At 63.1% G+C, this 23,375-nt stretch carries 23 protein-coding genes; 10 read left to right on the plus strand and 13 right to left on the minus strand.

What is annotated here, in order from left to right; translation table 11 throughout:
* A partial coding sequence (locus U5768_RS31350) for an XdhC family protein (RefSeq protein ID WP_322034204.1) occupies positions 1-373 on the plus strand: 373 nt, incomplete at its 5' end.
* Here U5768_RS31350 and U5768_RS31355 read toward each other — a convergent pair.
* Complete coding sequence (locus U5768_RS31355; protein ID WP_322034226.1) at positions 370-1,434, minus strand: alcohol dehydrogenase; 1,065 nt, start codon at positions 1,432-1,434, stop codon at positions 370-372. The genes U5768_RS31350 and U5768_RS31355 overlap by 4 nt on opposite strands.
* Before the next feature lie 203 nt (positions 1,435-1,637).
* On the opposite strand from U5768_RS31355, the gene U5768_RS31360 reads away from it, so the two are divergent.
* Positions 1,638-2,054 (plus strand): MarR family transcriptional regulator, encoded by a 417-nt coding sequence (locus U5768_RS31360; RefSeq protein ID WP_322034205.1) that lies wholly within the window; start codon positions 1,638-1,640, stop codon positions 2,052-2,054.
* 65 nt (positions 2,055-2,119) lie between these two features.
* Positions 2,120-2,257 (plus strand): hypothetical protein, encoded by a 138-nt coding sequence (locus U5768_RS31365; RefSeq protein WP_322034206.1) that lies wholly within the window; start codon positions 2,120-2,122, stop codon positions 2,255-2,257.
* 107 nt (positions 2,258-2,364) lie between these two features.
* Here the strand turns inward: U5768_RS31365 and zwf are convergent, their stop codons facing one another.
* Together zwf and U5768_RS31375 are read right to left on the minus strand one after the other, a co-directional pair.
* A complete protein-coding gene (gene zwf / locus U5768_RS31370) occupies positions 2,365-3,840 on the minus strand; it encodes a glucose-6-phosphate dehydrogenase (RefSeq protein WP_322034207.1) in 1,476 nt (491 codons plus the stop codon).
* A gap of 218 nt (positions 3,841-4,058) precedes the next feature.
* Positions 4,059-5,402 (minus strand): Nramp family divalent metal transporter, encoded by a 1,344-nt coding sequence (locus U5768_RS31375; protein WP_322034208.1) that lies wholly within the window; start codon positions 5,400-5,402, stop codon positions 4,059-4,061.
* 258 nt (positions 5,403-5,660) lie between these two features.
* Here U5768_RS31375 and U5768_RS31380 point away from each other — a divergent pair, with 258 nt between their 5' ends.
* The 3 genes from U5768_RS31380 to U5768_RS31390 all read left to right on the plus strand — a co-directional run bounded on the left by U5768_RS31380 (position 5,661) and on the right by U5768_RS31390 (position 8,948).
* Positions 5,661-6,647: a beta-propeller fold lactonase family protein gene (locus U5768_RS31380; RefSeq protein WP_322034209.1), complete on the plus strand. Its 987-nt coding sequence runs from the start codon at positions 5,661-5,663 to the stop codon at positions 6,645-6,647.
* Between the two features lie 13 nt (positions 6,648-6,660).
* Entirely contained in the window at positions 6,661-7,668 is a 1,008-nt protein-coding gene (locus tag U5768_RS31385) for a sterol desaturase family protein (protein WP_322034210.1), read from the plus strand.
* A 158-nt stretch (positions 7,669-7,826) separates the two neighbouring features.
* Entirely contained in the window at positions 7,827-8,948 is a 1,122-nt protein-coding gene (locus U5768_RS31390; protein ID WP_322034211.1) for a 3-deoxy-7-phosphoheptulonate synthase, read from the plus strand.
* Positions 8,949-9,000: 52 nt separating this feature from the next.
* Here the strand turns inward: U5768_RS31390 and U5768_RS31395 are convergent, their stop codons facing one another.
* The 7 genes from U5768_RS31395 to dbpA all read right to left on the minus strand — a co-directional run bounded on the left by U5768_RS31395 (position 9,001) and on the right by dbpA (position 17,079).
* Positions 9,001-9,891 carry a hypothetical protein gene (locus tag U5768_RS31395; protein WP_322034212.1) on the minus strand — a complete coding sequence of 297 codons (891 nt, stop codon included), beginning with the start codon at positions 9,889-9,891 and terminating at the stop codon, positions 9,001-9,003.
* 309 nt (positions 9,892-10,200) lie between these two features.
* Positions 10,201-10,836 carry a DUF2894 domain-containing protein gene (locus U5768_RS31400; RefSeq protein ID WP_322034213.1) on the minus strand — a complete coding sequence of 212 codons (636 nt, stop codon included), beginning with the start codon at positions 10,834-10,836 and terminating at the stop codon, positions 10,201-10,203.
* Positions 10,826-11,473 (minus strand): OmpA family protein, encoded by a 648-nt coding sequence (locus U5768_RS31405; RefSeq protein ID WP_322034214.1) that lies wholly within the window; start codon positions 11,471-11,473, stop codon positions 10,826-10,828. The genes U5768_RS31400 and U5768_RS31405 overlap by 11 nt, the downstream gene beginning before the upstream one ends.
* Complete coding sequence (locus tag U5768_RS31410) at positions 11,470-14,088, minus strand: DUF802 domain-containing protein (protein ID WP_322034215.1); 2,619 nt, start codon at positions 14,086-14,088, stop codon at positions 11,470-11,472. Before U5768_RS31410 ends, U5768_RS31405 begins: the two co-directional genes overlap by 4 nt.
* A gap of 22 nt (positions 14,089-14,110) precedes the next feature.
* The gene (locus U5768_RS31415; protein WP_322034216.1) at positions 14,111-14,833 is read right to left on the minus strand and encodes a DUF3348 domain-containing protein; all 723 of its coding nucleotides are present in this window, start codon (positions 14,831-14,833) and stop codon (positions 14,111-14,113) included.
* Between the two features lie 105 nt (positions 14,834-14,938).
* Complete coding sequence (locus U5768_RS31420; RefSeq protein ID WP_322034217.1) at positions 14,939-15,589, minus strand: DsbA family oxidoreductase; 651 nt, start codon at positions 15,587-15,589, stop codon at positions 14,939-14,941.
* A gap of 83 nt (positions 15,590-15,672) precedes the next feature.
* On the minus strand, positions 15,673-17,079 hold the full coding sequence (gene dbpA / locus U5768_RS31425; protein ID WP_322034218.1) for an ATP-dependent RNA helicase DbpA: 1,407 nt from the start codon (positions 17,077-17,079) through the stop codon (positions 15,673-15,675).
* A gap of 596 nt (positions 17,080-17,675) precedes the next feature.
* Between dbpA and U5768_RS31430 the strand changes: the two genes are divergently transcribed.
* The 4 genes from U5768_RS31430 (at position 17,676) to U5768_RS31445 (ending at position 21,255) form a co-directional block, all read left to right on the plus strand.
* Positions 17,676-18,833, plus strand: a complete 1,158-nt coding sequence (locus U5768_RS31430; protein ID WP_322034219.1) for a porin — start codon at positions 17,676-17,678, stop codon at positions 18,831-18,833.
* A gap of 128 nt (positions 18,834-18,961) precedes the next feature.
* Positions 18,962-19,189, plus strand: a complete 228-nt coding sequence (locus U5768_RS31435; protein ID WP_322034220.1) for a hypothetical protein — start codon at positions 18,962-18,964, stop codon at positions 19,187-19,189.
* 58 nt (positions 19,190-19,247) lie between these two features.
* Positions 19,248-19,994, plus strand: coding sequence for a hypothetical protein (locus tag U5768_RS31440; protein WP_322034221.1), 747 nt, complete (start codon positions 19,248-19,250; stop codon positions 19,992-19,994).
* Positions 19,995-20,092: 98 nt separating this feature from the next.
* A protein-coding gene (locus tag U5768_RS31445; RefSeq protein ID WP_322034222.1) for an IS3 family transposase occupies positions 20,093-21,255 on the plus strand; the annotation gives its coding sequence in 2 pieces (ribosomal slippage) (positions 20,093-20,351 and positions 20,351-21,255; 1,164 coding nt in all).
* 474 nt (positions 21,256-21,729) lie between these two features.
* Here U5768_RS31445 and U5768_RS31450 read toward each other — a convergent pair.
* The 3 genes from U5768_RS31450 to U5768_RS31460 form a co-directional block, all read right to left on the minus strand.
* Positions 21,730-22,215 (minus strand): hypothetical protein, encoded by a 486-nt coding sequence (locus U5768_RS31450; protein ID WP_322034223.1) that lies wholly within the window; start codon positions 22,213-22,215, stop codon positions 21,730-21,732.
* Between the two features lie 89 nt (positions 22,216-22,304).
* On the minus strand, positions 22,305-23,114 hold the full coding sequence (locus U5768_RS31455) for a hypothetical protein (protein ID WP_322034224.1): 810 nt from the start codon (positions 23,112-23,114) through the stop codon (positions 22,305-22,307).
* A gap of 23 nt (positions 23,115-23,137) precedes the next feature.
* The coding region (locus tag U5768_RS31460) for a hypothetical protein (protein ID WP_322034225.1) at positions 23,138-23,375 on the minus strand (238 nt) is incomplete at its 5' end.

Below are 23,375 nucleotides of genomic sequence, written 5' to 3' on the forward strand. Positions count from 1 at the left end.
CAAGCTCGACGACCTCGCGCTGATGGAAGCGCTCAAGACGCCCGCGTTCTACGTGGGCGCGCTTGGCTCGCGGCGCAACAACGCGGCGCGTCGCGAGCGGCTCAAGGAGTTCGATCTGAGCGAAGCGGAACTCGCGCGGCTGCACGGGCCGGTTGGCATTTACATCGGCAGCCGCACGCCGCCTGAAATTGCAGTGTCGATTCTCGCGGAAGTCACGGCGGCGAAAAACGGCGTGACGATGCCCGCGTACTGGGATATTCGCCATGCGAAGGCAGTCGTCGACGGTATCGCGCCGCCGTGCGTCACGAATGGCGCCGGTGCCAGGCATTGCGCCACGGATAACGCCTGCGGCGCCGCGCCGCTTCCCGCTTAAGGCACCAGTATTTGCCGTCCCACCACCTTGCCCTGCACGAGCGCTTCGAACGCCTCGTTGATTTCCGTGAGCGGCCGTGTGGAGACCGGCGAGGGCTGCATTTTGCCTTCGCGCATCAGCGTCACGAGTTCGCGCAGCTCGGGCAGCGTGCCCACGTAGCTGCCTTCGATCCTCAGCGGACGCATCGGGATGATGGGCAGCGAGAGCGTGAGATCGCCGCCCATCAGGCCGACGATCACCACGTGGCCGCCGCGCGCGCACGAGTCGAGCGCGAGCTTGACCGTGGGCGTCGCGCCCACGAGGTCGAGCACCGCGCGTGCGCCGCCGCCCGTTGCCTCGACGATCTGCTGCGCGGCGTCGTCCGCGCGCGCGTCGATGGCCGCTAGCGCGCCCGCCGCAAGCGCGGCTTCGCGCTTGGCCGGGTCTACGTCCACGACGATCGCGCCCTGTGCGCCCATCGCCTTGAGCACTTCGAGCGCCATCATGCCGAGGCCGCCCGCGCCGATCACGACCACGGGACCTTCGTGAATGCGCGCGCCGAACTTCTTTACCGCCGAATATGTGGTTACGCCCGCGCAGGCGAGCGGCGCGGCCTTCGCGGGGTCGAGGCCGGCGAGATCCACGAGATAGCGCGGATGCGGCACGATCACGTAGTCGGCGAAGCCGCCGTCGCGCAGTACGCCGAGCGACTGCGGCCTGGCGCAGATATTCTCTTCGCCGCGTTTGCAGGCCGCGCATTCGCCGCAGCCAATCCACGGATGCACGACGGCCGACGCGCCCGCCGCGAGCGCTTCCGCAGCGCCTTGTGCATCGGGGCCGAGCGCCACGACTTCGCCGCAGATTTCATGGCTCGGCGTGAGCGGCAGCTTGATGCCGCGATCGGCGAGCGAGAGCTTCTTGCCGCCGCCCAGGTCGTAATAGCCTTCCCAGATATGCAGATCGGAATGGCACAGGCCCGCGGCCTTCACGCGCAGCAAAACTTCCGTGCCCTTGGGCTCCGGCACCTCGCGCTCGACCAGTTCGAGCGGCTTGCCATGATGGACAACGCAGTAACAGCGCATTTGCATCGATGTCTCCGTGAGTGTTGTGTGCGGCGCGCGGGCACGGCCACGCGTGAAGCGGTGTCTTCGCATCATAGCCGATGCGGTACTAATTCGTTCGGTCGTTCTTTTTTGCGGTTTGCGTTTGATTCGAGTCAGGCGGTCGCCAGGGACGATACGTCAATGTCGTTGCATAGCTAACTATATCGAGGTATCCTGTGCGCATGTTCGATCATTGCCTTTACTTCAACACCTCGGCACTCGCGCGGCGTCTCGAACGCGAATGGACGCAAGCGTTCGAACGCTTCGACCTCACGCCGCCGCAGGGTTTCATGCTGCGCGCCGTGCTGGAGCGTCCCGGTTTGCCGCAGCGCGAACTGGCGGATCTGCTCTCCATCGCGCGGCCCACGGCCACGCGCGTGCTCGACGGCCTGGAAGCGCGCGGCTATGTCGAGCGTCAGCGCACGGAAGGCGACGGGCGCGAAGTGGCGATCGTGCCCACGGCGCAGGCCATGGCGATTCGCGAGGCGCTCAATGCGGCGAGCGCGGCGGTCACGAGCCGCCTGAAGCGCACGCTGGGCGGCGAGGCGTTTGTGGATACGGTGTCGCGGCTGCGCACGGCGCGCGCCACATTGGATTAAGCCGCGCGGCACACGTCGTGCGCATCGACGTTCCGGTAAAGCATTAAAGAGTAGGGAGTGGCATCATGCGGCGCATCGGCGCTTTTTGTCTTTCAACCTGGCTTGCGGCCGCGGTTCTTTTTCTCGGCCGCCATTCGGTGCCGTTGATCGCGCTCAGCGGCGTGATCGTGCTCGCCGGCTTCGATCTTTTTCGTCCTGACTAGTCCTGACTCCTGACGAGCCTGATTCGGGCGACAAGCAATCTCGTGCCGCAAGCGCCCCGCGTGACAAACGTGAAAAACGTGACACGCGGCGCTCGCGGTGTTTCACGTCACATCTCTTCGGCCCACGACATGCTTTCGCGCGCAAGCAGCGCCGACGATGCCGCCGGCCCGAACGTGCCCGCCGTGTAGGCGCGCGGGCGGTCGTTCAGTTCCTTCCAGCCGTTGAGAATCGGCTCGACCCACGTCCACGCGGCTTCCAGTTCGTCGCGGCGCATGAAGTGCGTGAGACGGCCGCGGATCACATCGATCAGCAAACGCTCGTAGGCTTCGGCGCGGCGCTCGGGAATGGCCTGCTGCAGGTCCAGATTCAGGCTCACGGGCAGCATGTTCATGCCGCTGCCCGGTTCCTTCGCGAGCATCTGCAACTGGATCGACTCTTCCGGCTGAAGCTGGATCACGAGGCGGTTGCCGTAATTGCGCGGGCCGCTCGGGAAGATCGAGAAAGGCAGGTCCGCGAATTCGATCACGATTTCCGACTGGCGCTTTTGCAGGCGCTTGCCCGTGCGCAGGAAGAACGGCACGTTCGCCCAGCGCCAGTTGTTGATGTGCGCGCGCAGGGCCACGAAGGTTTCGGCCTTGCTGTCGGGCGGCACGTTGTCTTCTTCCAGATAGCCCTTCACGGGCTGGCCATCCACGGCGCCCGCCGCGTACTGGCCGCGCACGGTGTCTCGCGCGATGTCGGCGAGCGACATGGGGCGCAGCGAGCGCAGCACCTTGAGCTTTTCGTCGCGCACGGCGTCCGGGTCGAGCGAGACGGGCGGCTCCATCGCCACGATGCAAAGCAGTTGCAGCAGGTGGTTTTGCACCATGTCGCGCAGCGCGCCCGTGTGATCGTAGAAGCCCGCGCGGCTGCCCACGCCCACCGTTTCCGCCACGGTGATCTGCACGCTGCGGATGTAAGGCGCCTGCCACAGCGGCCCGAAGATCGGATTGCCGAAGCGCAGCACCATCAGGTTCTGCACCGTTTCCTTGCCCAGATAGTGGTCGATCCGGTAGATCTGCGATTCGGCGAAGTGCCGGCCCACCGACTCGTTGATCTCCTTGGCCGAAGCGAGGTCGTGGCCGAGCGGCTTTTCGAGCACCACGCGCGAACTGCCGTCGATCAGGCCGCCCGCCGTGAGGTTGTCGCAAATCGTGGTGAACAGTTCCGGCGACGTCGAGAGATAGAACACGCGCAGCGCATGCTCGCGCGACGCGGCCTTCAGGCGCGCGTAATCGGCGGGATCGTTCACGTCGATGATCACGTACTGGAACAGGCTCAGGTAGCGGTCCCACGCTTGCGCGTCGAACGCTTTCGCGTCGATGAACGGGCGCGACTGCTCTTCCATGAACTTGCGATAGTCGTCGATCGTCCAGTTCTTGCGGCCCACGGCGATGATGCGCGTCTCGGGCGGCAGATTGCCGTGCAGATGCGCCATGTAGAGCGCGGGCAGCAGTTTGCGCGCGGCCAGGTCGCCTCCGCCGCCGAAAATGATCATGTCGACGGGCTGTTCGGGCAAGGCTTGGGCAGGCTGATTCGTCATGGCAGGTCGGAGGTGACGCGCGCCCGGATCGCAGCGCGCGGTTGCAAAACCCGCGCCCGTCGCAAGAGCGGGGCGCGGCGAAAACGCTAATGGTGCATGGTTTCGCGCGAGTTTGCACGCGTGGCGCGAACGAGGCGTTGCGCGTGCCGTCCTCGCCGCGGGTCTGGTTGCAGGTCTCGTCGCGAGTGTCGTCGATAAACCGGCCATTCGGCCAGGCTTTAACCCAGCCCCGGCACCGCCATGCCGAAGGTCGTGAGCACCAGCGCGACGTTGAGCGCAAGCACCGCGACCGAGCCCGCCACGGCGGCCGCCGCCGTGAGCGTGCGATTACGATGGGGCCCCATCACGTCGCGGCGGCACGTGAACCACACGAGCGCGGCCATCGGGAACGGCAGGGCGAGGCTCAGCACGACCTGGCTCATGACGAGCGCCTCGGTGGCGTTCATGCCCAGCGCTACGACGATAAAGCTCGGCACCATCGTCACCGCGCGGCGCAGCCAGAGCGGAATGCGGAAATTCACGAAGCCCTGCATGATCATCTGCCCCGCGAGCGTGCCGACCACGGAACTCGAAATGCCCGAGGCGATCAGCGAGACGAGAAAGATGCTGGCGGCCGCCGCGCCCAGCAGCGGGGCGAGCGTGCGATAGGCGGTCTCGATTTCGGCGACATCGGCATAGCCCTGGTGGAACGCGCCCGAGGCCATTACCACCATCGCCATGTTGATGAGCCCGGCCACGGAAAGCGCGGCCACGACTTCGATGTTGGAAAACCGCACGAGGCGCTTGCGTTCGGCGTCGTCGCGCGCGAGCACGCGCGCCTGGGTGAGCCCCGAGTGCAGAAAGAGCGCGTGCGGCATGACCGTGGCGCCGATGATGCCCACCGCGATCGTCACCGCCTGCGCGTCGGGCAGGCGCGGCGTGGCCAGGTGGCGCAAGAGGCTCGGCCACTCGATGGGCGTGATGAATAGCTCCAGAACGTAGCAAATGCCGATCACGCCCACGAGCGCGCCAATCAGCAGTTCAAGCGGCCTGAAGCCCGCGCGCTGCAGAAACAGCAACGCGTAAGTGACGACGGCCGTCACCGCCATGCCGGCGAGCAGGGGCAGATGAAAGAGAAGCGCAAGGCCGATCGCGCCGCCGAGAAACTCCGCGAGATCGGTGGCCATGGCGGCGATTTCGCTCACGATCCACATGAGCCACACGAGCGGCGCGGGCAGGTGGTCGCGGCACAATTCGGCGAGATTGCGCCCCGTGGCGATGCCGAGCTTCGCGGAAAGCCCCTGAAACAGCATGGCGATGAGGTTCGCGAGCAGCACGACCCACAGCAGCGCGTAGCCGTAGCGCGCGCCGGCCTGGATGTTGGTCGCGATGTTGCCGGGATCGATATAGGCCACCGAGATGACCACGGCCGGACCCGCGAGCGGCAGCAGAAGGGCGACGCCGCGGCGGCGTCCTTCGAGTGCTTCGCGCACCGCGGCGGCCGTGTTGCGGCTGAGGCCGTCGGGCGCGCTCAGGCTGGTGTCCGCGTTATCGGCGCGGTCGTCGCGGGCGCGATGATCCATGCAACTTCTCGGGCGTGTGAGGGTCTTCAGGCGGGGCCCATCGCCATGACCCGCGCACGAATACAGCCAGTGCGGTGGCAAGGGCGCGACAGGTTCGTTGCAAAGGCGTCATCGGATTCGGGCCTTCATGCGTTAAGCAGGCAATCCGCGCGCCTGCCCTGGCGTTATCTCAGCACAAACCGGCGCGGCGCGCCTGCGCTGCTCTCTTTCCCTTACGAAATGCCTGAACTCCCGATCTTTTCGCCTACACCGGTCCGCATGAAAAAAACGCTCTCGGCTGCGCTGCTGATGGGTGGCCTCGCGTGGGGCGCGCTTGCCCATGCCGACGACAAGGTCATCGTGCTCGACTCGGGCGAGGCCAAGCTCTCGCTCATCGACGAGGCGAGCCGCACCGTGGTCGGCACCGAGCCCACCGGCAAGGAACCGCATCACCTGATGATCACGCCGGACGGCAAATCGCTCATCGTCGCCGATTCGGTATCGAACGACCTGCTGTTCCTCGACCCGCATTCGGGGCAGATACAGCGCCGTCTGGAAGGCATTGAAGATCCCTATCAGCTCGGTTTCTCGCCGGATCACAAATGGTTCGTGACCGCGGGCCTGCGACTCGACCGCGTGGACATCTACCATTACGACGGCCAGAATCTCACTATCGCGAAGCGCATTCCGCTTGCGAAAACGCCGAGCCACATCACGTTCGCCTCCGACAACAAAACGGCCTTCGTCACGCTGCAGGACACGGGCGAGGTGGCCGCGATCGATCTGCCCACGCAAACGGTGCTCTGGAAGCTGCCGGTGGGCAACACGCCCGCGGGCCTCTGGATGACGCCGGGCGACAAGTACCTGCTCATCGGCATGACGGGCGAGGACGACGTGGCCGTGGTGGACTGGCACAACCGCACGGTCGTAAAAAAGATCCAGACCGGGCGCGGTGCGCATAACTTCCGCAATCTGGACGATGGCAAACATATCGCCGTGTCCAATCGCGTGGAGAGCACGATCAGCATTCTCGACTACACGACGCTCACCAAGGTCGCCGACATCACGGGCCTGCGCCCCGGTCCCGACGACATGGCGCTTTCCGCGGACAAGCGTTACCTTTGGGTGACGTTCCGCTTCGCCAAGCACGTGGGCATCATCGACCTGACTACGCGCAAGCTGGTCGATACGATCGCGGTGGGCCGCTCGCCGCACGGCATCTACTTCGCGAACAGCGCGCCCGTGTACGCGCCGAACCCGGATTGATTGAGGAGTCTCGATGCTCGATACGCTGATTTCGCAGGCCGACAACCTCGTTTCGTGGCTGCAGACGCTCGTCTACGTGGACGTCGTGCAGCCGGTCTTCTACAAGATCGGCCTGATGGGCTACGACGAAGACACCTACGACGCGCTCTACTGGGTGATCGTGGGCGTGCTGCAGATTTGCGCCTCGTACCTGCTGCTGCGCCCGCTCGAAGCGCTGCGTCCCGCGGAAGACTGGGGCGATCGCAAGGCGTTGCGCGCCGACGTCTGGTACACGTGGATCGCGAAGCTCGGCATTCTGAATATCGCGTTCTTCTTTCTGCTCACGCCCCTGTTCAATCACTGGCAGAGCCTCATGGCGATCCACAGCGTGCCGAACATCGACGTGGACAGCCTCTGGCCCGGCGTGACCGACAAGCCGCTCGTGTCGTTCCTGATCTATCTGGTCGTGCTCGATTTCGCGGGCTACTGGTATCACCGCTGGCAGCACCGGTTCGGCGTGTGGTGGGAACTGCATGCCGTGCATCACAGCCAGCAGCAGATGTCGCTGTGGTGCGACGATCGCAACCATTTTCTCGACGACATCATCCAGGCCGCGTTCTTCGCGGGCATTTCGCTCTTTATCGGCGTGCCGCCCGCGCAGTTCGTCGTGCTCGTGGCCGTGAGCAATTTCATGCAGAGCGTGCAGCACGTGAACGCGCGGCTGAACTTTGGCTGGCTGCTCGAGCGCGTCGTGGTGAGCCCGGCGTTTCATCGCCGTCATCATGCGATCGGCTACGGCCACGAAGGCACGCGCTACGGCTGCAACTTCGGCGTGCTGTTTCCGTGGTGGGACGTGATGTTCCGCACGGCGTCGTGGAACAAGGAGCATGAGCCCACCGGCATTCGCGACCAGTTGCCCGCGCCGCAGGGCCGGGGTGCGAACTATGGCGAAGGGCTGCTCGCGCAGCAGTGGTTCGCGCTCGTGCGCATCGCGCGGCGCCTCGCGGGCAAAGGGTATCCGATGGGCGGCGCGGCGCGCTGATTTCGCGGCGGTTCCCTTGGGCGAGGCGGTCTTCGGGCCGCCTCGTTTCATTCCGGGATGCCGTTTCGCGGTGCCGAAGGCGCACCGGATGCGATAATCGCGCATTCCTCACCCCCACATGCATGATGCGCGCGTCAAAGGCGCAGTTGGAGAATATCTTGAGCCGTATCGACAATCCGCAGCACGACCAGGAAGTCGGCGTGGCCGACGCCACCCAGGACACGACCCGCATCGACGACACGCGCATCGGCGCCGTGCGTCCGCTCATTTCACCCGCGCTGCTGCTCGACGAGCTGCCGGTGCCGCAGGAAACGCAAACGCTTGTCGAAACGAGCCGTGGCGAGATCGCCGACGTGCTCGCGCAGCGCGACGACCGGCTCGTGGTGGTGGTGGGACCGTGCTCGATCCACGATCACGATCAGGCGATCGAATACGCGAAACTTCTCAAGGCGAAGGCCGACACGCTCAAGGACGATCTGCTGATCGTCATGCGCGTGTACTTCGAGAAACCGCGTACCACGGTGGGCTGGAAGGGCTATATCAACGACCCGCGTCTGGACGGCAGCTTCCGCATCAACGAGGGCTTGCGCGCGGCGCGCCAGTTGCTGCTCGACATCAACGCGCTCGGGTTGCCCACGGGCACGGAATTCCTCGATCTGCTGAGCCCGCAATTCATCGCCGACCTCGTGGCGTGGGGCGCGATCGGCGCGCGCACGACCGAAAGCCAGAGCCATCGGCAACTCGCTTCGGGCCTCTCGTGCCCGATCGGCTTCAAGAACGGCACCGACGGCGGCGTGCAGGTGGCGAGCGACGCCATCGTCGCGGCGCGCGCGAGCCACGCGTTCATGGGCATGACGAAGATGGGCATGGCCGCGATCTTCGAAACGCGCGGCAACGACGACTGCCACGTGATCCTGCGCGGCGGCAAGAGCGGGCCGAATTACGACGCGGCATCGGTCGCGGCGTGCTGCGCGTCGCTTGCGAAGGCGGGGCTGCGCGAGCAGGTCATGATCGACTGCTCGCACGCGAATTCGAACAAGGCGCATCAGCGTCAGATCGACGTGGCGCGCGATATCGGCGAGCAACTGGCGGGCGGCGATCAACGCATTATCGGCGTGATGGTCGAGAGCCACCTCGAAGAGGGCCGCCAGGACCAGAAGCCGGGCGTGCCGCTCAAGCACGGCGTGTCGATCACCGATGCGTGCATTAGCTGGGCGCAGACGGCGCCGGTGCTCGATGGACTGGCGCAGGCGGTGAGGGCGCGGCGGAAGGCGGGGTGAGGGGCTAGCGCCGGCAATCGGGGTTCTGGATCGCCGGCGTTATCGCAACATGTCACAACAACGTCTGCTGGAGTTGTGCGCGATGCTCGACGACCCTGATGATGTGATTCTCGGTTTTGAGCGTTCCGGCATCGACGGTCTGAATCTGCCGAAGTTCGACGACGAGCACGTCACCTTTGCCAAAGCGCTCACCCGCATTGACCTTGGCAAGGAATGCTTCGTCGTCGAGCGACGCAAAAAACGGATACTGGCCGTCATGGACGCGCCATTTGTTTCCGTCCTTGAATACGACGGACTCGATAAGCAGCACCTTGCGCGCAACCGAGTCGGACACAACCTCGCCCTCGCTGGTTGACGCCTCGAACAGGGGAAGCTCGCCATCGTCGATGACGAGTTCGATTTGTTCGTTGCATACGACGCCAAAGCTCGTAATGCCGTCGCGTTCAAGCGGAGAAAGCGTTTTCTGCAGACTCACGCGGACGCTCTGATTGCGCCACAGCCGCCACACTTGCTCTTCGGTCTCGATCGCTTCCGATTCGGTGATCCAGATTCGCACCTGATCGCCCATCGGCTCGATGCGGTGCGGCCGTCTTCCGCGCAGTTTGCGCATCAGCCCGATCACGCCGCCGCCGCCTACGCAGCCGATGAGGCCGAGAATGGTCCAGGCGTTGGCGACCGCGCTGGCGCTCGTTCCCGCAAACATGTCGCGGAGTTGCGCAAGAAGATGCTGGACGAAAATCAGTTCGATCTGGAACGAGCCCGCGCGAAAACTGCCCTTCACCTCCACGCGAACTTCGGCGGAATCGCCGTTGAGCAGCTTGTTGGCCGCCGTGAAGAGGTCGGCCATTGCGACGAGAGCCGGCGCGAGATCGCGAACGTCCATACGGTGCCCAGTCAGCGCCGGCCCGTCATAGATAACGTTGAAACGTTCGTGATCGCTCATATCGTTGTTCCTGGCAGAACCTGAATCGATCTTGCCGTTGTCTGAAGCTGCAGCTAGCGATCGTACCATGGGCGCTTCCTGGGTCTTGTGGGGGTTCTGGCTGCGTGCGGACGATAAGCACTACCAACGGAACGGTTCGCTTCGGTGGCACGCTTGCGATGCGAGCTATTATTGGCAAGACACGAATATCAATAAACAGGCACCCTTCGAATAGTCGCGTTTGGACAAACGTTGACCGGATCGAGTCCTCGAAAAGGAGCGCTGCATACGGCGGCGGACAGGTGCGGCAGCGAAAATCGCGAAGACGCCCTAACGCCCCTTCCGCGCCCCTTTCTTCGCCGCCGCCGCTCGCGGCGCTTCCTTCACCGGCGCCGCGACACCCACACTCGCGTTCAACTGTTCGAGCCACGAAAGCGCATCGGCATAAGCGAGAAACTGCTGCAGATACCCCGGCGAAACCTCGCGCATGAGCGAGAGCGCGCGATGCACGAGGCTGCTCGAATTGAGCGGCCCTGCGTTTCGCGGCACCTGGTCCAGCGACTGCCGCAACTGCGTTTCGGCGCGCACGCGCGACCACGTTTGCCGGAAGTACTCGACCAGCTCCGGGTCGGGCTCGTGCCGCACGCGTGTCGCCGGTTGTGCGGGTTCCGCACGCGCGAGCGAATCGACGAGACGGCCGAGTTCGCTCCTCGCCGTATCGCCGTCGAGCTCAGGCATGATTTTCGATGTCTCGCGCGCGAGGTCGCCGGCGAAGGCGTCGAGCAGTTGCGTCAGGCGAGCGTCGATGAGCCGCCGCGCTTCGCCCGCTTGCGAGGCAGCGCGGCGCTCCAGCGCCTCGATGAAATGAAAGCGCACCGGGTCGAGCTGATCCGCGCCGCGCGCGCGCCACGCATCGAGCAGGGCGCGCGCGCTGGAAGCGGACTGCGAGCCCGCGTCATTGACCATGCTTGCCCTCGCCGACGGTCGGCCGCGGCACCGGCGCGATTTCCACGCGGCGGTTCTTCGCACGGCCCGCTTCGTCGCTATTCGCGCTCACGGGCTGTTCGGAGCCGAACGCGGCCGCGAATACCGACGACGCGGGAACGCCCTCGTCGATGAACGAGCGCGTGACCGTGAGCGCGCGCTCGGCCGAAAGCTCCCAGTTGTCGGCGAAGCGGCGGTTGCCCGCGTGCACCTGCTGGTCGTCGGCGAAACCGCTCACCATCAGGATTTCATCGCGGCTCTTCAGGTAGGCCGTGAGCGGTCCGGCGAGGCTCTTGAGCAGATCGCGGCCCTGCGGCGTCAACTGGTCGGAGTTCAGCGCGAACAGCACGCTGCCGCTAATGCCGATGCGCCCGTTCACGAGCGTCACGCGCCCGGCCGCGAGGGGGCCGGCGAGCGCTTCTTCGAGCGTCTTGCGGCGCTCGGTTTCGGCCTTGCGTTGTTTCACTTCGTTCGCGAGCCGGCTCGACAGTTCGAGCTGCATGCCGACCACGCCCACGAGGATCAGCAGGAACGCGCCCAGCAGCACCGACATCAGGTCGGCGAACGCAGGCCAGACCGGCGCAGCGGGGGCCGCGCCGCCGTCGATTTCGTCGTTCATGCCGCATCCGCTCCGGCGGTGGCGCGCTGGCTCGCGAGCTGCTGCAGGTTCTCGACGATCTGCTTTTGCGACAGCATGCTCAGGTCGATGACCTCACGCGCCTGCGCCACGTAGTAGGCGAGCTGGTCGTCGCTGCGCGCGAGCGACTTGTCGAGCGCGGCTTCGATGCGCTCCAGATGCGCGACGAGCTTGTCGTTCGATTCGCCGAACACGCTCACGGCCGCGCCGAACGCGTCGCCAAGGCTCGCCACTTCCACGGCGCTGCCGCTCACCTGCGCGGCGATCGCGCCCAGCTTGCCGCTTTCGGCTTCGACGCTCGCGCTGAACTGGCCGCCCACGCGTTCCATCAGATCCGACGACGTGGAAACGAGCGTGTCGATCGCCGAGCGTTGCTCGGTGGAGGCGCGGTTCACGGCGTCGAGCAGCGTTTCGAGCGTGGCGAGCAGGCGATTGCGCTCGTCGAGCATCGCGGTGTCGCGGACCATGCTGTCCGAGAGCTTCTGGCGCAGCTCAGCGATGACTTCGGCCGCCGCCTGCGGGGCAACCGACGCGGCCTGCACGAGGCTGCCGATTTCGGCGATCGTGCTGGCGTTATGGGCTTGCGATTGCGTAGTGATGTCGCTGGCGGTGCGGGCGAGCGTTTCGCAGATTTCCTGCTGACGCCGCGCGGTGGCCGCGCTCGTGGCTTCCCATTGCTCGCGCAACGCCGCCGACATCGCGGCAAGCGAGGCGCTCCATGCTTCGAGACGTTGCTCGTCGCGCGAGGAGATTTCCGCGTGCAGATTCGCGGCGGCCTTGGGCGCTTGCGCAGCGGCCTCGACCAGACGATCGATTTCGGCAATCGTCTGGCTCGAATGCTGCTGCGACTGCGCGGCGATGTCGTTTGTGGTTTGTGCGAGCGTCGCGCAGATTTCCTGCTGACGTTGCGCGGTGGCCGCGCTCGTTTCCTCCCACTCTTTGCGCAGCCCGGCGGCCAATGTCGCGAGCGACGCCGTCCACGTTTCGATGCGTTGCTCGTCGCGCGAGGCAATTTCCGCGTGCAGGTCGGCGGCTGCTTTCGGCGCTTGCGCAGCGGCCTCGACCAGACGATCGATTTCGGCAATCGTCTGGCTCGAATGCTGCTGCGACTGCGTGGCGATGTCGTTCGCCGTTTGTGCGAGCGTCGCGCAGATTTCCTGCTGACGTTGCGCCGCAACCGCGCTCGTCGCCTCCCATTCCGTGCGCAGCGCGGCGGCCATCGTCGCGAGCGCTTCGGACCAGCTTGCGAGCCGCGCCTCGTCGCGCGCGCCGAGCTTTGCCTGCAAGTCCGCATGCGATTCGTCGAGCGCGCGCAGCAGCGACGCCGAGTGCTGTTCGAACGCCGCCGCCGCCGTGGCGAGCGCCTGCTGGTTGCCAGCAGCGAGCTTTTCGCCTGCACGCTCCTGCTGTTCAAGCGCCGCCTGCCAGGCCTGCGACATCGCCCCCGATGCTTGCTCGAAGCGCGTCGATACGCCGTCGAGCAGGCCGTTGGCACGTTGTTCGAAGCTGGCGTTGAAGCGCTCCAGCGCGCCGCCGAGGTCGGCGGCAAGCGCCTGGTGGGTCTCGCGGTGTTGCGCAAGCGCGCGGTTCCAGATGTCGGAGACGGTGGCCGTCGATGCCTCGAAGCCGCTCGCCAGCCCTTCGAGCTGCTGCCGCACCGACTGCGTGAGCGCGCTCTGCATCGACGAGGATTCGCGCGCGAGGCCCGCCATCGTCGCTTCCACGACAGGTTGCAGCGCAGCGCCCGCGGCGCGCGCGCTTTCGGCGGCGCTCGACTTGAGCGACTGGCCCACGGAAGCGGCGAGGCGGCTCCAGGCGGCTTCGGCGTTCGCGGCGAAGGCTTGTTGCGTCGCGACCTGCTGTTCGTGCTGCGCGGCGCTCTGGCGCTCGATCAGCGTCATCAGCGCGCCGAGCTTGTCGACCAGCGCGGGCATGGCGTCGGCCTGGCGCTGCATCAGCTTGAACGACGCTTCGCGCTGATGAGCCGGCGAGAAGGCGCGCAGCGTGGTCGCGATTTTCACGTCGAGCTGCTGCCCGGCCTCGATGCGCTCGCGGCGGCACAGCGCCGAAAGCAGCCCGAGCATGGCGGAGGTGGCCACGCCCGCGATGGAGGTGCCGAACGCGAAGCCGAGGCCGTTCACCGGCGCGGCGAGCGAGGCGCGGATGGCGTCGAGGTCGGTGGCGCTCTCCAGCGCCGCGCCCGTGCCCTTGAGCGTGACGACCATGCCGAGCAACGTGCCGAGCATGCCGAGCAGCACGAGCAAGCCCGTGAGGTAGGGCGCGAGCGCCGGGCCCGGCAGGGCCACGCGCTCGCCCTCGACGCGCGCGCGCACCGCGTTGCGCAGACCGGGATGCAGCGTATCGAGCCAGCCGGCCAGGCGCGCGGGCGGCGCGCTCAGTTGCGCGAGCGCCTGGGCGAGCGAGGTCGTGCCTTGGTGAAAGCGATAAAGCTCCCAGGCGCCCACGACGTAGCACGCGCCGATCAGCACGGTGACGGCGCTCGCGAGCGGGTTCGTGACCGCGTAGCCCGCGCCGATCCAGCACACGGCGGCGAGACCCACTACGAAGACAACAGGTTCAATGCGAAATCGGGACATAGCGCGGGACATAGCGTTTGGGTTAGCTGGTGCGAAGGGCGGCAAGCAGCCCTTCCACCGGTTGAAACCGAATCTCAAGTTCGGCGAGCAACACGCTCTGCATATCTTTGCGAAAGCCGGCGAGCCACGCGTGTGGCGCGGCGCTTTCCGCGGCGCACTCCGCGGCCGCTGCCGCGCGTTGCCGCTCGAAATGCGCGCCGAGCAGCGCGGGCACGCCCGCAAGCAGGCTGCGCTCGCGGGCGCCGAGCGCCTGTTCCATCACGGCATCCACTGTCGCGAGGCGCGCGAGCGCAGGCGCGCGCGCGGCCAGTGCGGCGCGCAGCCGGGCGCGCAGCGTGGCGATGTCGGTCTCCATCGCCTGCTGCAGGGCGACGTAGCGCTGGCGGAAATCCGCGAAATCGGGTTCCACGTCGGCGGGCTGGGCGGCGGCCTGCGTGCGGCGTCCGTCGCGCCGCGCGGGCGCGCCTTCGCCCACAATGGCTTTTCTGAGCGCGGCGCGCACCTGCTCGCTCTGGCCCTGTTCGACGCTGGCGCCGGCGCGCACTGCGGGCTCGCCGCCCGGCGTCTGAACGCCCAGCGTGGACGAAAGCGCCGTCGAAAGGGCGATGGCGTCCGTCCAGCCGAGCCACTGGCTCAGATGGTCCGAGATCGATTGCCGGGATTCGGGCACTTCGGCGTCGCCGAAGCGGGCAAGTAAGCGAACGAGCGTCGGGCCGCTCAACGCGAGGCGTTGCGGGGCTAGCACTTTTCCACCTGGGCAAAAAACCCGCTAGTTTACACGCCCGCGAGGGCGCGGCCGGCATCGGCGGGTTGGCGGGCGTCGAAACGCCCGCTGTGCGGGATGGCTTGTTCAGGCCTTGGCGCTTTCGGCCAGGAGCTGCTGGATCGCCTGCTCGAAGGTTTCGACGGGCTGGCCGCCGCTGATCAGATACTGCTGGTTGAAGATGATCGCCGGCACCGAATCGATGCCGGACGCCTGATATTCGTGCTCTTCGGCGCGCACTTCGTCGGCATACTGGCCGCTTTCCAGAACTTCGCGCGCTTTATCCGCGTCGAGCCCCACCGACTGCGCCGCCGCGACGAGCACCGCATGGTCGCTCGTGTCCTTGCCCTCGCCGTGATACGCGCGCAGCAGCGCGAGCTTGAGCGGCACCTGCTTGCCCTCGACGCCGGCCCAGTGCAGCAGACGGTGCGCGTCGAAGGTGTTGTAGACGCGCTCGCGCGGCCCGAACGCGAAGCCGACGCTCGCGCCGCGCTCGCGGATCATGGCCTGCGTCTCGGCGATCTGCTCGGGCGTGCGGCCGTACTTCTTGCCGAGATACTCGACCACGGACTCGCCGCCCGGACCCATCTGTGGATTCAGTTCAAACGGATGCACGACGATTTGCGCATCGACGGTGTCGCGCAGACGTTCGAGCGCGAGGTTCAGCGACGAGAGGCCGATTGCGCACCACGGGCACGCGATGTCGGAGACGAAATCGATTCTGAGCGGTTGTTTCATGGCTTTCCTGATCCGGTTGAATGCGGTGGCGCGCGGCGTAACTGAGTGGGACGCAGCGCGAGGCGCGTGCGCGCGCCGTCGGCTTACTCGTCCATCATGCGGGCTTTGACCTTCTTGCCCTTGACCTTGCCCGCGTTGAGCTTGCGCAGCGCGTCGCGCGCGATGCTGCGCTCCACCGCCACATAGGTCGAAAAATCGGTCACGTTGATCTTGCCGATCTGCGCGCCGCTGAAGCCGGCTTCGCCGGTGAGCGCGCCGAGCACGTCGCCGGGGCGGATCTTTTCCTTGCGGCCGCCCAAAATCTGCAGCGTTTCCATCGGCGGCAAGAGCGGCTCGTTGCTGGCGGGCTTCAATTCCGCGAGCGGGCTCCATTCCACTTCGCGCTTGAGCGCCTGTTCGATGCCGCCCACGCGCCCCATTTCGTCCATGCTCGCGAGGCTGAGCGCCCAGCCGTCCTGGTCGGCGCGGCCCGTGCGCCCGATGCGGTGAACGTACACCTCGGGGTCGGGCGTCACATCGACGTTGATCACGGCTTCGAGTTGCGCGATGTCGAGGCCGCGCGCGGCGACGTCGGTGGCCACGAGCACCGAGCAACTGCGGTTGGCGAACTGGATCAGCACCTGGTCGCGCTCGCGCTGGTCAAGCTCGCCGTGCAGCGCGAGCGCGTGAAAGCCCTGCGCGCGCAGCACGTCGAGCAGGTCGCGGCATTGCTGCTTCGTATTGCAGAACGCAAGCGTGCTCACGGGCCGATAGTGGTTGAGCAGCATGCCCACGGCGTGCAGGCGCTCGTCTTCCGTCACTTCATAGAAGCGCTGGCGGATCTTGCTGTCGTCGTGATGTTCCTCGAACTTGATTTCCTTCGGATTGCGAAGGAACTGCTGACTGAGCTTCGTAATGCCTTCGGGGTAGGTCGCCGAAAAGAGCAGCGTTTGCCGCTCCTTCGGGCACTGGCGCGCCACGGTGGCGATGTCGTCGAAGAAGCCCATGTCGAGCATGCGGTCGGCTTCGTCGAGCACGAGCGTATTGAGCGCGCCCAGCGCGAGGTTGCCGCGCTCCAGATGGTCCATGATGCGGCCAGGCGTACCCACGACGATATGCGCGCCGTGTTCCAGACTCGCCGCCTGCGGACGCATGGGCGTGCCGCCGCACAGCGTCAGCACCTTGATGTTTTCTTCCGCGCGCGCGAGGCGGCGGATTTCCTGCGTGACCTGGTCGGCCAGTTCGCGCGTGGGGCACAGGACCATGGCCTGCACGTCCTGGCGGCGCGCGTCCAGACGCGAGAGCAGCGCGAGCGTGAACGCGGCGGTCTTGCCGCTTCCGGTCTTGGCCTGGGCGATGAGGTCGTGGCCCGCGAAAGCGATGGGCAGACTCGCGGCCTGGATCGGCGTCATAGTGACGTAGCCGAGGCGCGTGAGGTTGGCGAGCATGGCGGGCGCGAGCGGCAGTTCGCTGAAGGGCTGGGCGTGCGTGGGAGTGGCTTTGTTTGTCATGACGGGGTCTCGCGCCGGACGGGTTGGGGCGACGCGGCCGTTCGGTAGAAGTGGCGTCGATGCGGTGGTGCGCGTGCGATGCACGCGAGCGTTTCAGGATTTTAACGGATGCGCGCGTTCGCGCCCGCGCGCATGCTCCGCGAACGGCGGTGTCGGCTCCGTGGAGAAGGCCGAAAACGCGGTTTTTGTTAATCGCGATTTCACGCAATAATAATCGCCGTATATGGCAATAATTTACGCGCGCGATAAGACCGCTATTGCCGGAATAAAGTTTCGTTGATCGAAGAATTTTTAATTGCGGAGAATGAGCGGTAATTAAACCGGTTTCCACAATAATCGGATTTCGGCGCCGATACGGGCGTCGCGTGATTGCCACACGGTCAGTGCGGGCCGATGCGGGCATTACCTGGTATTTCCCCGGCGCCACAAGCACTTACGGCATTTTATTTCGATATTTCCAGATTCAGCAAATATCTGTTACAGCGTTTGCCGAAGCGATTTAAAGCCTTTGACAAGTAGACTTCGCCCGGGATTGCCGGTGTGGCTCCAATACCCGGAGCCGCTTCAGCGCGGTCTGAATGTCATTAAGGAAAGTCATGAAGAACACTTTGATTATCGCGGGCGTCCTCGGCGCATTCGCAGCCTCCGCTCACGCACAAAGCAGCGTTACTCTCTACGGCGCACTGGATGCGGGTATCGTCTACGCGAACAATGCAGGCGGCCACGCCGCATGGAACCAGGGTAGCGGCACCGTCGGCGACACGTACTTCGGCCTGAAGGGCAGCGAAGACCTGGGCGGCGGTCTGCATGCGATCTTCACGTTGGAAAACGGCTTCAACCTGAACAACGGCAAGGACACCGAGAACGGCACGATGTTCAACCGTCAGGCGTTCGTCGGTCTGCAGAGCGATCGCTTCGGTACGCTGACGCTCGGCCGCCAGTACGACTCGATGGTCGACTACCTCGGCCCGCTTTCGGAAACGGGTTCGGGCTATGGCAACAACCTCGCCGCTCACCCGTTCGACAACGACAACCTCGACCATTCGTTCTCGATCAAGAACGCGGTCAAGTACCAGAGCGTCAACTACCAGGGCTTCAAGTTCGGCGGCATGTACGGCTTCAGCAACGACGCCGGCCAGTTCGCGAACAACCGCGCATGGAGCGCGGGCGCATCGTACGGCAACGGCCCGCTGAACTTCGCGGCCGCCTACCTGCAGATGAACAACTCGCCGACGAACGCGAACGCCAACGGCGCGAATTCGGCATCGAACGGCAATAACTTCAATCTGTCGGCACAAACGCAGCGCACGTTCGGCGCGGGCGTGAACTACAACTACGGCCCGGCAACGGTCGGCTTCGTGTGGACGCACACGCAGTACGACAACCTGATCGCCGGCGGCCAGGGCGGCAACACGTTCGCGATCCCGTCGGGCACGAACCTGCACATGGACAACTTCGAGCTGAACGGCGCGTATGCGCTCACGCCGGCTCTGGCGCTGAACGCGTCGTACGCGTTCACGGACGGCAAGGTTTCGGGCTCGAACGGCTCGGGCGATCCGAAGTGGCACACGGTTTCGCTGACGGCTGACTATTCGCTCTCGAAGCGCACCGACGTCTACGCAGGCGCCGTGTACCAGCACGCTTCGGGCGAACTCGGCGACGCCGGCGCGAACGTGGCGATGATCAACACGCTGTCGCCGTCGACCACGCAGAACCAGGTCGCCGCAACGGTGGGTCTGCGTCACCGCTTCTGACGGGCACTTTCATAGGATGTAATTAACGAAGCCCGTAGCCGCTGTTGCTACGGGCTTTTTTCTTATTTACATTTTTTTCGTGTTCCTGTCTCGTGATGAGCATCCGGCACTTTTAGAAATGTATATAAATGCCCGAGCGCTACGCTGTCAAGAACGTCGTTTTTGAATCAGGTGAGCGTTTTCCATTCGTGGTCGACCGGCGCACAGGCATCCCCCTGTTCGACCCGACGGTCTCCACCCTTACTGAATTCCGTGTACGCGATCTGGCGAGCGCCACCATTGAGCAGGTGTTGCGTGCACTTAAGGTCTTCCTCATCTTTTGCGACCTGCCCAAATCGACGTCGTCGAGCGCATGATTCATGGGAAGTTGCTAGAACTGGGTGAACTCGACGCGCTGGCGCGGTTTTGCATCCAATGTCCGATATCGAGGTGCAGGTCGATGCGACGCCACCTAGGCCCGCGCGCGCAGTCTCGCTCGATCGTTACTGGTCCAAGGCGACGGAGTCTCCTCATGAAATTGCCGGCAATTCCGCTGGCGTGCGAATACGCCACATCCGCGATTACATTGGTTGGCTGACCGACCGGCGTCTCCTAAGTCTGAGCGCGCTCCACCCAACACGCGCGGCGCTTCTTGCCGCCAAGGAAATTGTGCTCCAGGGGCTGACGGCTCGTATTCCAAGCAGCAAGGGTCGAAACAAGGCGCGCATCCGGAGGGCACTCGACGAGGCAGCCCAGGAACGCCTGTGGCAAATCGTCAATGTCGACTCAAGCGAGAACCCGTGGGAGGGACGGCACGCCAGGTTGCGCAATGAACTCATCGTGCGATGGTTTATGGGGCTCGGCATTCGCCGCGGTGAACTTCCCGGCGTCAAAGGCGGTAACCTGGATTTTCGGTCAAATGAGGTATTCATCGCGCGACGCGCGGACGACCCGAGCGACACGCGTGTCTACCAGCCCAATACAAAGACGGCAGACCGACTTTTACCTATCTCCGATGACTTGGCACGTCGGACGCGGCGCTGCATTCTCGAGGAACGGCGGCGCTACCACGCTGCGCGGACGCACGCGTTCCCCTTTGTGGCTAACGTGGGAGCGCCACTTTCACTGCGCGGATTGAACAGGATTTTTGGCGTGCTAAGCGAAAGCACCCTGAGTTGCTAAGGGTCTATCCGCACATCTTCCGCCACACGAACAATGTAGTGGTCTAATGAATCCGGACACTGATTTAGGCGAGAATGGTCGCCGTGAAGAGGTGTCTGATGAGCAAGCAACGACGTACGTTTTCCCCTGAGTTCAAACAGCAAGCCGCTTGTCTGGTGCTCGACCAGGGCTATAGCCATATGGAGGCGAGCCGCTCGGTCGGTGTTGGCGAGACGGTGCTGCGTCGCTGGGTGCATCAACTTCAGATGGAACGCCAGGGCGTCACGCCGCAGGGCAAGGCAATCACGCCGGATCAACACCGCATTCAGGAACTCGAGGCGCGTATCGAACGCCTCGAGCGTGAGAAGGCCATTTTAGAAAAGGCTACCGCGCTCTTGATGTCGGAGGGCAACGAACGTACGAAGTAATTGATCAGATTGGCGCAAGCGAATCGGTCGAACTGATCTGCGCGGTATTCGACGTATCGCGATCCTGCCTGTATGCGTACCGGGAACGCGCCCAGCGCGTTGACGCCGAGCGCATGGCGCTGCGCAGCCGGGTACACGAGCTGTTCGTCGAGAGCCGAAGCTCTGCCGGCAGCCGCAGCATCATGGGCATGATGCGCGAAGAAGGTACGGTGATGGGTCGCTTCAATGTCAGCCGCTTGATGGAAGAACTCGGGCTGATCTGCAAGCAGCCGGGTCGCCATGCCTACAAGCAGGCCACGGTCGAGCGGATCGATATCCCGAACCATCTCAATCGTGAATTCGAGGTTAGTACGCCGAATCAGGTCTGGTGTGGTGACATCACGTATGTCTGGGCGCAGGGCAGTTGGCATTATCTGGCCATGGTATTCGACCTGTTCACGCGTCGGGTTGTTGGCTGGGCGTTCTCGACACGCCCGGATGCCGATCTGGTCGTGCAGGCGTTGGAGATGGCCTATGAGCAGCGTGGTCGTCCGCAAGGCTTGCTGTTCCACTCGGATCAAGGCGGCCAGTACGCAAGTCGGAAATTCCGTCAGCGCCTGTGGCGCAATCGGATTCAGCAGAGCATGAGCCGTCGCGGAAATTGCTGGGACAACTCCCCGATGGAAAGGCTGTTCCGCAGCTTCAAGACGGAATGGCTGCCGTCAGTGGGGTACACGTCGGCGCAGGAAGCACACCGGGATATCAGCCACTACCTGATGCACCGGTACAACTGGATACGGCGGCATCAGTTCAACGACGGACTGGCGCCGGCTGTTGCGGAAGAAAAACTTAACGCAGTGTCCGGGATTAGTTGACCATTACACTACTATGCTGACAACCAGAAGAGGCCATTCATTGGTTCGCAATATGGTGCGCCGTCGTCACTCTGAGAGCCGTTGAGTCCTCCAATGCTGCCAATTCGCTGCGTCGCTCGCCACGGAATATGAAGAAATGCGCGCAGGTGACGAGCCCTGGATTGAGGCTTTTACGTAACAGCAAGCGAAGCAGGTAATAGATCGCTTTCGGACGCGGAGTCGCCTGGTCAGTTACTTCCTTTTTGTACTGGCATAAAGTCACCCTTAGGGGGATACCTATCTTCCAGTCCCTTACGCGGATTCGGTTGGAAACGGCGGAGCATTCAGTTGAGCATCCGGTTAATAATGTCACAGCGGAAAAATGTCGCGATAGCTGTGTACTTCGTTTGCATCGACATACCCATGATATACGATCTCAACGCTGATAAAGGATATGCCATCTTTCATCGGAGGGGAGCGAATCCGCAATTAATATTATTTCTTGAAGTACGTCGAAAATTCCTTTCCGTTGATCTTCAACCCATTTGTAAGACCCGGTGCGCGATAATAATTTCTCAGGACCACCCGGCATGTCAGAAAATCTGAGTTTATTAGCGTTGTCAATACTTTGTTTTTGTCGCCATTTCCAAAGGAATTTGATTTTCTATTATAATAATAAACATCCATATTAGCCACATAACGGTAGCTTCTCGATTCACCCCCAAGTGATTCTATTTTTCCAAACGTCCAGATTCCGGTCTCCCGTTCCTGATAAAAGCGTTCAGAATTTCCATCGCCGGACACGCAGGAAAAATAATTTGCTTCGACGTCGAATCCTTTTTCCTGACTATGAAAAAAAATCTTTACCTGATAGTCACCGGAAGATTCGATCTTATCGAGAGCAATTGACCCGTGCTCATGGCTACAGGCTGAAAGTAGCGGCAGGCCGAAAAATGCAATGGATATCAGTTTGAGCTTCATGTACGAATTATCTCTGGTATTAAAGAAATTCCGGATCGAATTCTATCTGCGCGTCGAATCGGAGGAAATTTTCTAGTAATGAAATTGCTTTATTGGGAGTGGAGAATGCTGGAGATTCTTGATTTCAGCATAGACCACGCAAAATTCCCGCCCGGAAGTTTCGCGTACATGGCTTGTATTGTATCTGCGTGATTGACTGCCACTGTCGCATTGATGTCTGGGAATCGTTGCGGGACTGATTGTTTAGACGGGTGTGGTCCGTCGTCTGCGCCAGAAACTGATTCCATTACATTCCAGCGGCCGCCAGTGCTTGCAACTATATTGGGTATGCTCGCGCCGGTTTTTCCGTCATAACAAAGATTAATCCAGTATCGAGCGACGGGACGTGGAATCGCGTTGTAGATGTCAGCACCAGATAGCGTCGTGTAATAATGAATACCCACGGGATCAAGCGTCACTAACAGGTCCACCCGATATCCTTCCGAGGATAAAATATGCGAAAGATGGGCACCGTTCCAACCCCCCAGGCTATGTCCAACGATGAATACGGAAGTATCCGTCGATGGGATCTGGGAGAGGATATTGTTTTTTACATTGCTGTCGCCAAACACCTCATAGAATCCAAGGTATTTTTTTTCCGGGTCAGCATCGACCTCCCCATCGTTAAGTTCAGATTTAAAGTCCGTCTGGAATTGTGTGACCACATCAACAATATTATTATTCGGCCCTGAACCTAGAAAAGGCCGCTTATCGCCGGCGCCTCCAATAAAGAACACGACGATTTTTGGAGCGACGGAGACGTGGACGTCTTTTGTGGAATCATCGGGCTGTGGAGTTGTTGTCTTTTCAGCCTGCGCTGCCAGAATCTTGCCGGATAGGGAGGTAACCGTGGAACCCATTGCGTTGTCCTTCTTCTATTCGTTTATACGTGAATTTTTATCGACTCAGCCCGCACGGTTGCGGACAGCAAATGAGTTTGGCCCTCTGCATCGGTTATCCCATGTTCGATTGTGCCGTCCTGGCGAACAATCGCGTACTCAGTGTTTCCAAGCGGCTTTAAGGATTTTCGATTAACGAGTCTATACCGGTCGTCAAAACCACCTTCCGAGGCGGGTAGTGAAGGAAATAATGTTTTTAAGGAAGCCTTACCTTTCTTCTGA

The sequence above is a fragment of the Paraburkholderia sp. J76 genome, from assembly GCF_905220295.1.
Taxonomy (GTDB): Bacteria; Pseudomonadota; Gammaproteobacteria; order Burkholderiales; family Burkholderiaceae; genus Paraburkholderia.

What these genes read in the sequence shown, in the direction of transcription:
- U5768_RS31355 (WP_322034226.1), bottom strand. Translation starts at nt 1,434, where the DNA reads ATGCGCTGTTACTGCGTTGTCCATCATGGCAAGCCGCTCGAACTGGTC.
- U5768_RS31360 (WP_322034205.1), top strand. Translation starts at nt 1,638, where the DNA reads ATGTTCGATCATTGCCTTTACTTCAACACCTCGGCACTCGCGCGGCGT.
- U5768_RS31365 (WP_322034206.1), top strand. Translation starts at nt 2,120, where the DNA reads ATGCGGCGCATCGGCGCTTTTTGTCTTTCAACCTGGCTTGCGGCCGCG.
- zwf (WP_322034207.1), bottom strand. Translation starts at nt 3,840, where the DNA reads ATGACGAATCAGCCTGCCCAAGCCTTGCCCGAACAGCCCGTCGACATG.
- U5768_RS31375 (WP_322034208.1), bottom strand. Translation starts at nt 5,402, where the DNA reads ATGGATCATCGCGCCCGCGACGACCGCGCCGATAACGCGGACACCAGC.
- U5768_RS31380 (WP_322034209.1), top strand. Translation starts at nt 5,661, where the DNA reads ATGAAAAAAACGCTCTCGGCTGCGCTGCTGATGGGTGGCCTCGCGTGG.
- U5768_RS31385 (WP_322034210.1), top strand. Translation starts at nt 6,661, where the DNA reads ATGCTCGATACGCTGATTTCGCAGGCCGACAACCTCGTTTCGTGGCTG.
- U5768_RS31395 (WP_322034212.1), bottom strand. Translation starts at nt 9,891, where the DNA reads ATGAGCGATCACGAACGTTTCAACGTTATCTATGACGGGCCGGCGCTG.
- U5768_RS31400 (WP_322034213.1), bottom strand. Translation starts at nt 10,836, where the DNA reads ATGGTCAATGACGCGGGCTCGCAGTCCGCTTCCAGCGCGCGCGCCCTG.
- U5768_RS31405 (WP_322034214.1), bottom strand. Translation starts at nt 11,473, where the DNA reads ATGAACGACGAAATCGACGGCGGCGCGGCCCCCGCTGCGCCGGTCTGG.
- U5768_RS31410 (WP_322034215.1), bottom strand. Translation starts at nt 14,088, where the DNA reads ATGTCCCGATTTCGCATTGAACCTGTTGTCTTCGTAGTGGGTCTCGCC.
- U5768_RS31420 (WP_322034217.1), bottom strand. Translation starts at nt 15,589, where the DNA reads ATGAAACAACCGCTCAGAATCGATTTCGTCTCCGACATCGCGTGCCCG.
- dbpA (WP_322034218.1), bottom strand. Translation starts at nt 17,079, where the DNA reads ATGACAAACAAAGCCACTCCCACGCACGCCCAGCCCTTCAGCGAACTG.
- U5768_RS31430 (WP_322034219.1), top strand. Translation starts at nt 17,676, where the DNA reads ATGAAGAACACTTTGATTATCGCGGGCGTCCTCGGCGCATTCGCAGCC.
- U5768_RS31435 (WP_322034220.1), top strand. Translation starts at nt 18,962, where the DNA reads ATGCCCGAGCGCTACGCTGTCAAGAACGTCGTTTTTGAATCAGGTGAG.
- U5768_RS31440 (WP_322034221.1), top strand. Translation starts at nt 19,248, where the DNA reads ATGTCCGATATCGAGGTGCAGGTCGATGCGACGCCACCTAGGCCCGCG.
- U5768_RS31450 (WP_322034223.1), bottom strand. Translation starts at nt 22,215, where the DNA reads ATGAAGCTCAAACTGATATCCATTGCATTTTTCGGCCTGCCGCTACTT.
- U5768_RS31455 (WP_322034224.1), bottom strand. Translation starts at nt 23,114, where the DNA reads ATGGGTTCCACGGTTACCTCCCTATCCGGCAAGATTCTGGCAGCGCAG.